Origin of the sequence: Shewanella sp. SR1, from assembly GCF_020447145.1 — a bacterium.
Classification (GTDB): Bacteria; Pseudomonadota; Gammaproteobacteria; order Enterobacterales; family Shewanellaceae; genus Shewanella; species Shewanella baltica.
The window spans coordinates 1-15,073 of the sequence record NZ_JAJAEF010000008.1 but is presented as its reverse complement, the minus strand read 5'-3'; the positions used below and the strand labels follow the sequence as shown (position 1 = coordinate 15,073).

The 15,073-nt window shown below is 47.5% G+C and carries 10 protein-coding genes and 1 pseudogene; 2 read left to right on the top strand and 9 right to left on the bottom strand.

Annotation, left to right across the window (positions count from 1 at the left end; genetic code table 11):
* Nucleotides 1-336: 336 nt before the first annotated feature.
* The 7 genes from KV201_RS09300 to KV201_RS09270 all read right to left on the bottom strand — a co-directional run bounded on the left by KV201_RS09300 (nucleotide 337) and on the right by KV201_RS09270 (nucleotide 7,744).
* A complete protein-coding gene (locus KV201_RS09300; RefSeq protein WP_226059146.1) occupies nucleotides 337-1,380 on the bottom strand; it encodes a methyltransferase in 1,044 nt (347 codons plus the stop codon).
* 171 nt (nucleotides 1,381-1,551) lie between these two features.
* A complete protein-coding gene (locus tag KV201_RS09295; RefSeq protein ID WP_226059145.1) occupies nucleotides 1,552-2,871 on the bottom strand; it encodes an alkaline phosphatase in 1,320 nt (439 codons plus the stop codon).
* Between the two features lie 74 nt (nucleotides 2,872-2,945).
* Nucleotides 2,946-3,899, bottom strand: a complete 954-nt coding sequence (gene gshB / locus KV201_RS09290; RefSeq protein WP_226059144.1) for a glutathione synthase — start codon at nucleotides 3,897-3,899, stop codon at nucleotides 2,946-2,948.
* Between the two features lie 91 nt (nucleotides 3,900-3,990).
* Complete coding sequence (gene rsmE, locus KV201_RS09285) at nucleotides 3,991-4,722, bottom strand: 16S rRNA (uracil(1498)-N(3))-methyltransferase (protein WP_006082999.1); 732 nt, start codon at nucleotides 4,720-4,722, stop codon at nucleotides 3,991-3,993.
* Nucleotides 4,723-4,730: 8 nt separating this feature from the next.
* Complete coding sequence (gene endA, locus KV201_RS09280; RefSeq protein ID WP_086010611.1) at nucleotides 4,731-5,510, bottom strand: endonuclease EndA; 780 nt, start codon at nucleotides 5,508-5,510, stop codon at nucleotides 4,731-4,733.
* A gap of 170 nt (nucleotides 5,511-5,680) precedes the next feature.
* Nucleotides 5,681-6,340 carry a SprT family zinc-dependent metalloprotease gene (locus KV201_RS09275; protein WP_226059143.1) on the bottom strand — a complete coding sequence of 220 codons (660 nt, stop codon included), beginning with the start codon at nucleotides 6,338-6,340 and terminating at the stop codon, nucleotides 5,681-5,683.
* 246 nt (nucleotides 6,341-6,586) lie between these two features.
* The gene (locus KV201_RS09270; protein WP_226059142.1) at nucleotides 6,587-7,744 is read right to left on the bottom strand and encodes a hypothetical protein; all 1,158 of its coding nucleotides are present in this window, start codon (nucleotides 7,742-7,744) and stop codon (nucleotides 6,587-6,589) included.
* A 333-nt stretch (nucleotides 7,745-8,077) separates the two neighbouring features.
* On the opposite strand from KV201_RS09270, the gene blaOXA reads away from it, so the two are divergent.
* Entirely contained in the window at nucleotides 8,078-8,965 is an 888-nt protein-coding gene (gene blaOXA, locus KV201_RS09265) for an OXA-548 family class D beta-lactamase (protein WP_226059141.1), read from the top strand.
* Between the two features lie 167 nt (nucleotides 8,966-9,132).
* On the opposite strand, the gene KV201_RS09260 is transcribed toward blaOXA, so the two are convergent.
* Complete coding sequence (locus KV201_RS09260; RefSeq protein ID WP_006082994.1) at nucleotides 9,133-10,044, bottom strand: LysR family transcriptional regulator; 912 nt, start codon at nucleotides 10,042-10,044, stop codon at nucleotides 9,133-9,135.
* A 121-nt stretch (nucleotides 10,045-10,165) separates the two neighbouring features.
* On the opposite strand from KV201_RS09260, the gene KV201_RS09255 reads away from it, so the two are divergent.
* Nucleotides 10,166-14,719, top strand: a complete 4,554-nt coding sequence (locus tag KV201_RS09255; RefSeq protein ID WP_012586850.1) for a biotin carboxylase N-terminal domain-containing protein — start codon at nucleotides 10,166-10,168, stop codon at nucleotides 14,717-14,719.
* Between the two features lie 62 nt (nucleotides 14,720-14,781).
* On the opposite strand, the pseudogene KV201_RS09250 reads toward KV201_RS09255, so the two are convergent.
* Nucleotides 14,782-15,073 (bottom strand): annotated as a pseudogene (locus KV201_RS09250) (IS4 family transposase); the annotation flags it as partial.

Below are 15,073 nucleotides of genomic sequence, written 5' to 3'. Positions count from 1 at the left end.
TAAATAGTTTTTTATAAGAAATTGAATGGGATAAGCAGTGTTATCTCTGGTTTAATTGTACTAATAGCAGTGTAAGCCGCAACTTAATGCTAACTTTCGATTTGGCCATTATTTTGATGTTTTAAATCAAATCCCTATGCTAGGAACGGCAGTTTGATGTAAATGAAAGCGTGTTTACCGGAATTGCTGACATGCGGCAGATCACAATATTGAGTTTTGTAACACGAGGAAAGATAAGCTTTATCTGAAAAAACAGGGATAGTGATACGAGTGAGTATGAGGCGTAGTCAATAACGCGCCTAAAACCAAAGCCTAAGCGCGTTCTCGATAGCGGTTTTACTTGTGCTGGAAGTAATACAGCTTGTACTTGTTGTTATCGGCAACCACTTTTAATTGGCCAAATTCGGCGGCAATGATATCGGAATAGGGCAAGTGGCGGTTGGCGACGATTTGCCAAATGCCGTTATGTTGTAATTGCTTGGCACTATCAGTGACAAAGTTCTGCGCTATGCTGGTGGTGCTTGCAAGGCCATCGTGGAACGGCGGATTAGAGATAATGCCGTTAAATTTCCCTGTGGTTTGCGCGAGTCCATCTGAAGGATAGACTTTGGCCGTCATGCCATTGGCGGCTAAGGTGAGTTCGCAGGAAGCCAAGGCCATCGCATTAATATCGACACACTCTAAGGATAAGCTCGGCTGCGCCTTGAGCAGGGCAGCGGCAATCACGCCGGCGCCGCAACCAAAATCGAGCACTCTGCCCGAGAGTGTCGGCAGGTGTGACAGTAACAATTCAGTGCCCAGATCTAAGCGTTTTTCGCTAAACACCCCAACTAAATTGCAGATACTGATTTCGCCCTGTGGTGTAGTCAGTTGATACTGACTGACCCAGTCGCTGAGCTTCATCGCTGGTGCGCTGCCTTCTAAGCTGCTGCCAAATAACAGGCAGTGGCGAGCGTTATCGAGCTTCATCCCAGTCGCAAAATACTCAGGTAAAAGCTTCACTAAAGACTTAATCCCGCCTTTGTTTTCTCCAACGACTAACAGTTGGCCGTTAGGCACAAGATGATTGGCGGCGAGGTTAAACAGATAAGGTGCTAAGGGTTTGGCTTTGGGGAAATAAACAATAACCGTATCGTACTTTTCTCGTTCAAGCGGGTCTTGGTGCGGCAGGTCATGGCCGAAATAGCAACGCAGCTTTGTGTTGGCGTGCGGCGCTAAGTGTAAGTAATGGTGGTAATCCAAGGCGAGTGCATCGACCGACGCCGCGACATCGAGCAGGGCTTCTGGCAGTAGATCGGCTTCATGATTGAGCACTAGCACCTTATGTTGGCTTAGGCTGTCTTGATTACGAATAATGACTTGCGATGGATTGGTTAACACAGTTACAGGCACCTATAAACTTAAGTGTGGGCATTATACCCGTTATTCACGCCTGAGCCAGTTTGCATCGAATCCCTGCGCTAAGACCTAATAAAATCCCTAATAAAAAGACCCAATAAAAAAGGCAACTGCATTATGCGGTTGCCTTTAGTGAACGGTATCGATTAACGCTTAGTTTTTAGGTTTCTTCGGTTTAGGTAATAAGCTAAAAATCTTATTGGCGATATCGGTATTGTCCTGATGGCCGTTAAACAGCTCAGATGCCGGACCTGCGGCAAATACTTGTACGTCTGTGCCTGTGTGGCCGTCGGTTGTCCAACCTGTATCAGTACGTTTATCAATAAGATGGCGAATCGCCACCGCCATGGTTTCTAATCCCTGCATTCTGGCGACGTTTAATTTTGCGACTTCTTCTTCGCTAAGCTCAAAGCCTAAACCACGGGCGAGATCGGCTTGCCATTGTTCACCAGTGATGGCGGCTAAGGCCAAAGTGTCTGTGCTGGCCGAGATATTACGCAGGATTTCAGGGTTCCAGCTGTAGTTGCCATCGACGCCAATCGATAGACCACCGGTATTGTGGTCGGCGGTGATCACCATCAGGGTATCTGGATGTTCACGCACAAATTGCTCAACCACTTCAATGGCATTGGAGAATTCATCCATCTCACCCATGGCAGTGGCGATATCGTTATTGTGGCCCGCCCAGTCGATGAGACTCCCTTCGACTAACAGCACAAAACCTTGGTCATTTTGCGACAGTAAGCTGAGTGCCTTTTGGGTTAAGGTGCTGAGTTTTCTTGCATCTTTCTCATCAATCGCCCAAGGCAATTGTACTTCAGCAAACAGGCCCAACACTTTTGGTTGGGTGATGCTGGCGAGATCCTCAAAACGGCTGATGTGTTGATAGCCCTTGGCTTTAAACTGCTCTAACAGCGCAGGAGGAAAATACTTTTGACCACCGCCTAAAAATACATCGGCGTTGGTTTCTAAATAGCTGAGTGCCAGAGCGTCGTAATTTTTACGGCTTTCGTTGTGGGCCAAAAAGGCCGCTGGCGTAGCGTGGTTGATTTGTGATGTTACCGCGACACCTGTGCTGAGGCCAAGGGATTTGGCTTTTTCGAGTATGGTCGGCAGCGGTTGTTTTTGGGTATCGACCGAAATCGCCCCATTATAAGATTTAACCCCTGTGGCTAGCGCTGTCGCGGCCGCGGCTGAATCAGTCACATAACCACTGACGCTCGCGGGGTAGGTGCTTGCCATGCCCACCAGTAAACGGTCGAATACGGTTTGCTCGACTTCTTCAGTGTCAGGATTATCTTTGTAGTAGCGGTAGGCGCTAGTGTAAGACGGCCCCATACCATCACCTATCATGATGACGATATTTTTCGGTCGCGATGGCGCTTTCGTTGGACCCGTTTCATCAGCCCAAACTGGCGTAGATAACAGCAAACTGATGCCGAGTAACAAGAGTGGCGCTTTGGTGAAACTCATATCACATCCCTAGAAGTGGTTCGGCGCTCGCGATTTGCTCGCGCCTTACAATCAACAAACTCGTTGGTAAATTCTTATGCTTTGGCGTTAATGCGTGCTTCGATAGCATCCATTAACATGCCCGTGATGTCGACATCAAATGCCGCTTGGATTTCACGGATACAGGTTGGGCTCGTCACATTGATCTCAGTCAGCTTGTCACCAATCACGTCTAACCCGACAAAAATCAGTCCACGTTTTTTAAGCTCAGGGCCAATGGCGCGGGCAATTGTCCAATCGCTGTCGGATAAAGGCTGCGCCACACCGCTACCGCCAGCGGCTAAGTTGCCACGGGTTTCGCCTTTCATTGGGATACGTGCCAATGCGTAAGGTACAGGCTCGCCATCGACCACTAAAATGCGTTTATCGCCTTTGGTAATTTCAGGGATAAAGGCTTGCGCCATCGCATATTGTTGGCCATAACTGGTCAAGGTCTCGATGATCACCCCAAGGTTTGGGTCGTCCTGCTTCACGCGGAAAATCGAGGTGCCGCCCATGCCATCTAAAGGTTTAAGAATGATATCGCCCTTCGCTTGGTGGAAGGCGCGGATACGTTTGGCATCGCGGGTCACGATAGTTTCTGGGGTGAATTCGCTAAACCATGCGGTGAACAGCTTTTCGTTAGCATCGCGTAGGCTTTGCGGCTTGTTGACGATTAATACACCTTGTTCTTCGGCGCGCTCAAGCATGTAAGTGGCGTAGATGAACTCAGTATCAAATGGCGGGTCTTTACGCATTAAGATCACGTCGAGTTCGCTCATTGGCGTGTCTTGAGATTCGCCTAGCTCATACCATTTACTCGCATCATTGATAACAGTTAACGGACGCATATTGGCCATCGCCACGCCGTTGACCATGGCAAGATCGGCCATTTCCATATAAAACAGCTGATAACCTCTGTCCTGCGCGGCCATTAACATGGCAAAACTGGAGTCTTTCTTAATGTTGATCTCACTGATGGGGTCCATCACTATGCCGAGTTTTATCATTAATCTGTTCCTTATTTGTCGCCGTTTGCAGGCAAAAAAGCATTTATTGGATAATGGGGTCTGTCATGCCAGCGCAGCTTGCGGCTGCGGTTTAGCCTAAATCACCAAATCTGAGTTGCAGCGCTGTAATGGCCGTGAGCGAGGCGGTTTCAGTGCGAAGCACTCTGGGGCCAAGCAACACATCGGTAAATTGATAGGTTTCTGTCATGGCGATTTCTTCCGCCGACAAACCACCTTCTGGGCCAATTAACAGGCGCACGCGTGTGTGCGCTAAATCTAAGCCATTGATACCGTGTGCTGCACGTGGATGTAAATTGAGTTTCAGTGCCGAGGTTGGCTCACTGCACCAATCGTGTAAGTCCATCGCTGGGCGAACCACGGGCACTTGGCTGCGCCCCGATTGTTCACAGGCGCTCACAACGATTTTCTGCCATTGCTGAATTTTTTTCTCTAGGCGCTCGCCATTGAGTTTTACGCCGCAGCGATCGGAAAACAGCGGCGTAATGGTATTCACACCCAGCTCGACCGATTTTTGAATGGTGAATTCCATTCTATCACCACGGGAAATTACTTGGCCTAAGTGCAAGTTGAGTGGCGACTCAGATAAATTGGCCTCACAGGAAAGCAGTTTTACTGTGACATGCTTTTTACCTGCATCGACAATTTCAGCAAGATAATCATGGCCATCGCCATTGAATAGGCTGATATGTTCGCCGTTACCCATGCGCAGCACTTTGCCGATATGGGCCGCGCCATCTTCGTCTAAGTTCAGCTGTTGATTGATGGCTAATGGCTGAGGTTGATAAATTCTTGGGACTCTCATTGTCGACCTTACTCGGCTAATTGTTGACGCAGTGGTGGCGCATTACAGGCATTCTGCACAAAGGGGTTATGGTTGCCTTGAGTTTGCGCTATAGCGTTATCGCGTTTGCACTCAATAGTATCAACTGGATAGGTTTTATCCCATGCCTTAAACAATTTTAATTGGCTCGACGCGATTTTAAGCCCATAGGTCTGCTGCATATAAAGGTAGGTTCTGGCTATCTTACCGCGGGCATTGACGGGCGGCTGCGCCTGACGATTCTTAAAATCGACCACCATAGCGCATTGGCCATATTGGTCGGCTTTACCGTTCCATTGGCTAAAGCGGAAGTTACTGCGATCGCCGTTCACTTCACCGATGGCGGGCACTAAGTTGTGCATGTCCGCTTCCATCTTATTAAATTCGTTACTGTTATCGGCGCAGTTTTTACGCCCGCCCTTTTGCCAGCATTGGAGCTGATGGCCAAATTCCCAGGCGGGCACTATGTGTTCCCACTCGATACGATTGGCGCGGGTTTCCTGTTTACGGACTTGATAACCGCAGCTGGCGAGATCGGGTTTCCACGATTTGCCTTTGATCTGAATATCGCAGCCACAGTAAAAACTGGTGGCGGGTAGAGTGCCTTGGCGACTTCCGGCGTAGAGCGCCTGCGACTTAGTTTTCGCTTGGCTGAAACTGCTGGGGTGTGACACTGAGGCGCTAGCGGGCACAGATGAGGTCGCGGCCCAAGTGATTAGGCACAACAAAAGTCGCCGCGAATTAACGGTTAAAGAAGTTTTATTCAAAATTTATCCCACAATAACAAACACTACGCGAGCCTTTGGCTCGTCTTTTATGGCGTGATGGTAAGGGAAATGCCGCTGCTTATGCAAATTGCGTCGTACTTTTTACTCACGCAATCCCCAAATGCTGAAATTCGAATTGTGGAGTGGGTGTGAGGATTGTGCGCGAAGAGTGCTTAGATCGCCGTTAAATGGGTCTTGCAGCGTTTACAGATGTAACGGCTTTCACCGCGTAGCACCTTGTTATGGCGGCGAATACTCAACCGAATCGGTCCACAGGCGCAGCGATACTCCACGTCTTTACCAGCAACAGAAGTGGTATTGAAGCTGTGGGTGGTACTCGGATTGACCTTAAATACCGTTAACATTAAAGATTGCCATTCTTTACCGTGGGGCTTGGTTTTGCCAAAAAGCTGAAAACACAATAAATGACAAATTTCGTGCGGTACAACTTCAGTTAGAAAAGCTTCGCTGTTTTCGCGTAGCAACACGGCATTGAATCGCAAACGATTCTGCTGCAGATGAGCCGTACCCGCGCTCTTTCCCCTGAGACTAAATTGAGTGACTGGGCGTGGGAAAGCGCGCTTAAGCGATATCTCCGCTTCTTGATAACAAGCTTCAATTCGCTCTAGTACTTGTATTTGCAGTGACGAGAGTGGACGTGATGAACCGGTGAAAATATGTGCCTGAGCCGTATCTTGTACTGGTGGACTCGTTATCAGCTGCGACTTATCTTGGCTTTGGCCTAAGGCTGCGTATGTCGATTTTGTCAGTGGGGCGAGTGCTTCACTGCTGCGACGACGTAAAGCGTTGAGTAAGTCTGCAGGTTTCAACATAGGTTAGCGTTGGATCTCGTCGGTTAAAGGTAAACATTGAGTGCTTAACACTCATTTAGCCATAGAAGTATCAGTTATGAAGCCAATCCTAAGTATGGCGCTTGGCTTCTGCGTTCTAACGCTTGTTCTTGTTATCCGCTCTTATACTCAGCCTTCCAAATCAGCGCTTGAAATAAGAGTCAGGCCAAGCGTTCGCATCATAGCGAACGCTATCTGACAATGCCAGTTTCAGCCAGTGTGGCTTGGTTATAAACTCGCCGCCGCTTGCATCACCATAGTGCGCACTTGTTCGACTATGGCTTGCTCTGTATCGGCGTCATAGCCTTTGACTCTTGGGGTGTGAATGTGGCCGACTTTCGCATGGCTATTGAACTTTTGCTGCAACACTATGGCGCGATAGGAAATTTCATTAGAAAGATAACCGCCGCCAGATCCTTCGACTGACGTTTCGTTTTGCAGCTCATTCAATGATGTTGCACTAAACTCGCCGCGGGCAAGGGTAGTGACAGTGTGGTTATCGTTGACTTTCCATTGGCCATCTTTTACTTGCATGGCGGCAACCGGCAGCGAGAATTCGACAAATTGCGGGCCGATAAAATCTTTGCCATTGAGCTTAGGGGCAACCGGTGCGGTTTTAGTGCCGCCAGTGAGGACATTTTGGTTATCGGGCGCCGCTGCACTGCGATTGCGGGCAGGGAAGCGTTCAATATCAAAGTCAGTTCGGCCCATGCTGACGGTAAATACAAATTGGGTTTTAGGATCGCGGTATATCGGGCTCAGTAGTGATTCGATAAGTCCTTGGTCAAAATCTTCAAAACGCACTGGCACCATAGCGGTCTCGATTTGTGCCGTTTTACCATCAACCTCAAAACGGAAACCATCCAAGGCGAGGGCGACTAAGCCAGAAGGATTACTCTGGGTGATATCTTTATCGAGGAAGAAGGGATCGAAACCCGTGAGGAATATTTTGATTTGGACATCATCAGCATATTGAATATCGCTAAATCCCCGTGAGGCCTTTTCAACTGCACTCATTAATATGTCATTTTGCCAATCGGCCATTTTAAAGTTGGCGCTGGTGCTCTTAAGACTATTAAGCATGGCAAGGCGCGCCCAATATAAAGGTCGGTCGTCAACATGACCTGACTGCACATCGCGTACCGCCTGTTGCCATAATCTGTGACCTTGGCGCGCGGCTAATTGGGTGGCATCGACTTCGTTTTTCTTGGAAATTAACTGCTGGGCCAGGCCATCATCGAGTGCTTGATAACGAGTCACGACTTCGCCCATGGTTTTTTCGGCTGTGGGTAGGCGGGAAACTTCAACATCACCAAATAGCTGCACAGCACTGGCCGTATTGATCAAGCTGCTGGCGAGGATTAGCGTTAACACTGGCTTCAACATTTTTGATTTCCCTGTAGTGATTAGACGTTATTGATTGGAAATGATGTTCATCTCGTCCTGCGGAAGGCTCTTATGCCAAAAAGTATGCACTACAAGCTGAGGGTAATAAAGTTATGCTCAGTGATCTTCGTCATTTTATGCCAATATCTTCTATCTCAACATCTTCTATTTCAAAGGCGGCGGAGCTGGCATCAGTCCTTCTATGGCAGAACTTACTTGCCTCTTTTTTGCCACAATTGGTCAGCAGTTTGCTAGGGCATGCAAACACGCTAAGTGATAGCCTTAAGCACTTTTTTAGTTCATTGGATTTTTTGTTTTCTACAAGGAGACTTTATGCGTTCGTTCGCCATATCGACTGTGTTGGTGATGTCCTCACTGTTAACGTCGTCAATCTTTGCTGCCCCGACATTTGCCTCAACAGCGGCGAAGAAGGAGTGGCAAGAAACCCGCAGTTGGGATGCCATTTTTACTCAGCACCAAGTTGAACCGCAACAAGCTAAGCAACAACAAGCTAAACCGCAAAAAACTAAGTCCCAACAAGCCTCGGGCGTAGTGGTGCTGTGGAACGAAAACAAGCAACAGGGATATACCAACAATCTCAAACGTGCCAATCAAGGTTTTTTACCGGCATCGACCTTTAAAATCCCCAATAGCTTGATTGCGCTCGAGCTGGGTGTGGTGAAGGATGAGCACCAAGTGTTTAAATGGGATGGTAAAAGTCGTGATATCGCCACTTGGAATCGTGACCACAACTTGATTACCGGGATGAAGTATTCGGTTGTGCCCGTCTATCAAGAGTTTGCCCGCCAAATTGGTGAGGCGCGGATGTCGAAGATGATCGCCTCCTTCGATTATGGCAATGAGGATATCTCGGGTAACTTAGATAGCTTTTGGCTCGATGGCGGTATTCGGATTTCGGCCACTGAGCAAATTGATTTCCTGCGTCGGCTTTATCACAACAAGATCCATGCCTCAGAGCGCAGTCAACGAATCGTTAAGCAGGCTATGCTCACAGAGGCGAATTCTGACTATATTATTCGCGCAAAAACCGGCTATGCGGTCAGAGCTGATCCAAGTATTGGCTGGTGGGTAGGTTGGGTAGAACTCGATGATAATGTGTGGTTTTTTGCAATGAATATGGATATTCCCGACGCCGTAGGTTTGCCATTGCGTCAAGCCATCACTAAAGAAGTTTTAAAACTGGAACAGGTTATTCCTTAGGTCGCGTAAGCATCGCGTATCTAAACCTTGCGAGAATTGCGTATGAAGCTGCCTACTTGGCTGACATGAATCGTGATGCTAAAAGCTTAGACTCAGATCTAGGCTTTTTTATTAGGCTTTTTTATTGGGCTTTTTTGAAACAAGTTTCCTTGATGCGACGGGAAACTCTAACCCATGAGGGATTGCAGGCTTTCTTGGCTGCTGAAGCGTTTTACGAAGAAGTCTAAGAAGACGCTGATGTTGGTGGCCAGTTGACGTCGACTCGAATAAACCCCGTAAACCTTAAAGGGTTCAATCGGCCATTCCTGTAAAATCGGTACTAGTTGTCCATTGGCAAGTTCGGTCTTACAGGCCGAATTGGATAACATGGCGATGCCAAAATCATCCATGGCTAATTGCTTCACCATGATCGGGCTATTGACCCGCACTTTACGCTGGAAGTTCGCCATGGTTTTACGCGAACCTTTACCCAGTGGCCAAATCGGCGCCGAGCGAGAAGTCCCCAATAAAATACCACTGTGCAGGCTGAGTTCTTTTGGCGTTGCTGGCGTGCCTTTGAGTTTTAAGTAACCTGGGCTCGCGACTAAAATCGGTTGGCGTTCAAACAGTAATCGTGCGACTAAGTCCGATGATTGAAGTGGGCCATATTTGATGGCTATATCATATCCTTCGCCGACCAAACCAATATCGTTGTCGGTAAACTGGACATCTAATTCAACATTGGGATATAAACGCATAAATCCGCTACAGAGGTTAGCGATTAATTCTTGGCTAAATGACACCGGGATCGCAATCCGTAATGATCCTGACACATCATCGTGAGTATTCTCGATAACAGCCTTGGCCGCTTCCACCTCATTGCGAATGGAATCACAGTGTTGGTAAAAGAGTGCCCCGACTTGGGTCAGGCTCAAGTTACGGGTGTCGCGCTGTAGTAATCGCACGCCAAGTTGTTCTTCAAGCTGCGCGATTTTGCGACTTATGGTGGATTTTGGGTGGCCGGTTTCACGTGCAGCTTGGGAGAATCCCTTAGCTCTAACTACGGCTGCAAATAGCATCATACCGTTTAAATCTGGCATGTTTTTCCCACTGTCTCATATTTGGAACATAGCGTCTTATGCAGTTTAATGGCATTTGACGGGATAACAAAGTTATATTTATTGGCTAAAAATTTTCAGAGGCTAAGCAGAGGATCTTTTGATGACCAGCAATAATCAGCCCACACACATGACTCAAGCCCAAACGCCCGATCCGCTTTTTTTACAAGCCGAGCATTTGGCAAAGGATTTTTCTCTGTTTCCTAAGCACAGCAAACAGAGTTTATCGGAAGAAATTAAAGGTCTTTTAAATGAGGATGCCATTCAGGCAAACTTGAAAGACTTGGCATCGTTAGATGTCGACGGTTACGTTGCTAAAGTGATCCAGCCGACCCAAGATAAAGGTCGTCCTGGTGCAAAACGTATCATTGCCGATCTTAAAGGTCGCTTGATTACTGAAACTCACTTGGGCTCTTTTTACAGTGCTGAGGTCGAGCTGAACTTCGGTTCACGCACTCGTCGTATTGGCTTTATCGCCCAAGAACGCACTACCGCAAATGGTGCTTGGATGCCTGAGCATCATTACGCCGCCTGTAAAGCAATTCGTCATTTTGCCGAATTGTCTATGCCAATTATCTATTTAATTGATACTCCTGGGGCGGATGCTGGTGAAATCGCTAACAGCCAAAACCAAGCGCATTCAATTTCTAAAGCTATCGCAGAAAGCGCCAACGTTGACGTACCGACAGTCGGTATTGTGATCGGTGCCGGTTATTCTGGCGGTGCGATTCCATTAGCGGCGGCGAACATTCTGTTGTCGTTGCGTGACGGTATTTTCAACACGATCCAGCCACAAGGTCTGCAAAGTATTGCCCGTAAGTACAACTTATCTTGGCAAGAATGTGCGAAATCTGTGGGTGTATCGCCAGAAGAGCTTTATACCTCAGGTTGTATCGACGGTATTATCGACTTTTCACCGGGCGACCGTGATGAGCGTCAGCACAATCTGCGCCGCGCCATTATTAGCAGCGTTGAAGCGGTTGAGCGTGCAGCGATGAATTTTGTGCGTGAATCTAAAGATTTACGTGAACATTATGATCGCAGCTTAACCCGTTTCCTAAATCCATCTAAAAACCTGATGGCTTTGGAACTGAACGCAGAATTGGCTGTGGCAACGAGCCCGACCAGTCACCACAACCTGTTCGGTAGCGCCTATCGTTATCTGCGTTATTTAACGCTGCGTAGCCGTATCCATTCGATTTCTCAAGAACAGTATGGTCGTCTGTCACGTGCTAGCGTGCCAGAAGGTGATCTGTTGGCGCGTATCCAACAGGAACAAGACCGTGTGTTCCAAGCTTGGTTATCTAACCCAGATAAACTGGTTTATGACGAAGAACTGAACAAATTGTGGACTACCTTTGTCGCTAAGCGTGATGAAGTGTCTACCGAGCGTAACATGTTGACTCGTTTGATTTTGGGTGAACCAAAAGAGAACTATAAAAAAGCACGTAAGGCGCTGTTATTTAACATCAGCTGGTCTTTGTATCACCGCTGGAAGAGCAATGCGGCCAACAACTTTAAAGGGCTTATTCAGCACTTAGAAAGTTTGCCAAAGTCTGTGACTCAAGCTAAATGGCCTGAGCTGAATCAGCTGACCGTACTCGATGTGGTTGTGAATGAAGAGCTGCGTGAAGACTTTATTTGGCAATGCCACAACATTCTGATCTTCAATGCCTTGTACGACAACGTTGTCGGCAGCTTAGCGTCAATCGCGAAAGAAGCCATGATGTCGAAGAGTTTGTCACGTAATTCAGTGAACAACCTGCTGCACAAGTCAATTGACCATGCAATGTCGACACAAGATACCTCGAACGACAAAGCTAAGTTCTACAAGTGGCTTAAATACTTCATGGGTCAATCGAACCGTGCAGATTTATTAGTCCGCGTAGAACAGTGGAAGAGTGTGGGTTTCCCGCAGCTTAACGACAGTCTATTCGTGGTACTGACTTACTTCTTCGAACGTTTACTGCCTGAGTATTTCGATAGCGAAAGCGATACCAGCAAGTACACTGGCGCGATCAACCCTGTGCGTATCGGTCGTCGTAAGGACTTCTGGAACCGCTTGACTATGGGTTATCAGGATCTATTGATCCAAAAAGTGCTGCGTGACGAAAAACGTAAAGGCAACATGACTTGGGAAAATGTGGTTAAGCAGTTCTTTACCCATTTCGAAGAGATCAATGGCGACAAAATGTCGGCCAACCTGTTGAACTTCCCAGGCTTCCGTTTATCGATTGAAGACGCGTTAGATAAAGGCATTCGCCCATGTGGTTTGATCACAGGTATTGCTGACTTTAAAGAAAAAGGTCAAAAAGTGCGTGTGGGTGTGGCTGTGTCTAACACCGCATTCCAAGCTGGTGCATTCGATATGGCCAGTGCCGAGAAATTCTCTGCGCTGTTGATCGAGTGTGCTAAGCGTAAATTACCTGTCGTGTGCTTTATCAGTTCAGGCGGGATGCAGACTAAAGAAGGTGCAGCGGCGCTATTCTCTATGGCTGTGGTGAACGACCGTATCACGCGCTTTGTTCGTGATAACGAATTGCCAGTATTGATGTTTGGTTTTGGTGACTGTACCGGTGGTGCGCAGGCGAGTTTTGTGACTCACCCATTAGTGCAAACTTACTACCTGTCTGGTACTAACATGCCGTTCGCGGGTCAAATGGTGGTGCCAGCTTACTTACCATCAACGGCAACGCTGTCTAACTACTTGTCAAAAGTACCTGGCGCAATGGCGGGCTTAGTCCATAACCCATTCAGCGACAATTTAGACACTCAGTTAGCGGGTATCGATCCTCTGATGCCAATGCCTTCGGCAAAAATTAACGACGTGATCATCAATGCACTATCGACCTTAGTGGTTGAAGCTGCTGTTGAAGAAGATGTGATCGTACAGAACGATCCACGCCAGTTAATGAAGCCAATTAACAAAGTATTGGTTCACGCCCGTGGTTGTACTGCGGTGAAACTGATCCGTAAGGCTCACGACAATAATATCAATGTGGTATTAGTGGCGTCTGATCCTGATATGACGTCAGTACCAGCCGACATGTTGAAAGACACCGACAAGTTAGTTTGTTTAGGGGGGAATACCTCGGACGAAAGTTACTTGAACGCATACTCAGTGCTGAAAGTAGCCGAGTATGAGCAAGTGGATGCATTGCACCCAGGTATCGGTTTCTTATCTGAAAGCCCGCAGTTTGCTGCCTTATGTGTGAATAACGGTGTTAACTTTGTTGGCCCTAGCGTGCATTCAATGACGACTATGGGTAACAAGTCGAACGCCATTAAGACATCACAAGCGCAAAATGTACCTGTAGTGCCTGGTTCTCACGGCATTCTGACTAATGCTGAGCAAGCCATAAACGTGGCGAGCGAAATCGGCTATCCAGTACTGCTTAAAGCGGTACAAGGTGGTGGCGGTAAAGGTATTCAGGTAGTGAAACGTCCTGAAGACATGATTGGTCTATTCCAAAAAACGGCAACCGAAGCGGCTGCTGCCTTTGGTAACGGTGACTTGTACCTAGAGAAATATGTGACATCACTGCGTCACATCGAAGTGCAGTTACTGCGTGACAAGTTCGGCAACGCCAAAGTATTAGGTTTGCGTGACTGTTCGGTTCAACGTAACAACCAAAAAGTAGTCGAAGAGTCTGGTTCAACTATGTTGCCAGATGAGCTGAAGAAACAAGTACTGGCTTATACCCGTGCTTTAGGTGACGCGACCGATTACATGGGCGCAGGTACCGTTGAGTTCATCTATAACTTAGATGCGAACGAAGTCTACTTCATGGAAATGAACACGCGTCTGCAGGTTGAGCATCCAGTAACGGAAGCCACTTCAGGTATTGATATCGTTAGCGCGCAGTTTGATATTGCCGCTGGCCGTTCAATTGAAGCGTTAGAGCCGAAAGAAATTGGTTATGCGATGGAAGTACGTGTGACGGCTGAGAAAGCGGCGCTCGATAGCCATGGCATACTGCAGCTGATCCCAAATCCAGGCAAGATCACTGAATGTGTGTTCCCAGATCATCCAGATGTGGAAATCATTTCGATTGCTGCGCCAGGTAAAGAAGTATCGCCATACTACGATAGCTTAATTGCACAAATCATCATGCGCGGTGAAAACCGTGAAGATGTCATTGCCAAACTGTACGAATACTTAGACAGCGTAGTGCTGAAAGGCATCGCGACTAACATTCCGTTACTCAAGCTTATCCTGAAAGACGGCACCTTCAACGAAGGGGTTTACGATACTAACTATCTGCCACGTTTAATGGCTGAGCTGGACATTCCTGCGTTGATCGCTGAAATGGAAGCCGCTGCTGAAACTGTGGAAGTGGACACTGAGTCACTGCGTGTTGGTGAAAGTAACGAACTGAAAGTGTTAGCCCAAGGCGCAGGTATCTTCTATACCTCTTCTGCACCGGGTGAAGCGGATTTTGTGAAAGAAGGTGACATAGTCACAGTCGATCAAACGCTAGCACTAACAGAAGCGATGAAGATGTTCTCGCAAGTGACCTTAGCCGGCTTTAACCGTCAGAGCGCTATTCTGTACCCTGAGGATAAGAAGTATCGCATCGAGCGCATCCTGAACAGCAATGGTCAGCAAGTGTCTCAAGGTGACTTACTCTTCGTGGTCTCGCCAGTTGAAGAATAAGCTCAGCGTTTAACGCAATAGCTGAATGAGAAAATACCCGCCACTGGCGTAATGCCGTTCACTTAAGAGTGAACGGCATTTTTCTTTGGTCTAACCGGAAACTTGTTTTTGCTCATTTTAAGGACTCGTGGATAAGCCCTTTCCCGTTTACCATCCAACTTAAATTGCCGTGCATTGCGTTCTATATCCAATACGTCTCTCGGGACATTCCCCGGCGTTTGTGATGGCAGTTGCGTCAACTTAAAGATGATATAACTCGCCGCATCCCTAAAACTCAGTTGATTAGGATGGACCGATGGCAAGCTTTTAGCCATCAGCAACATCTTATATCTAATGAGATTATAGGCCAGCAGC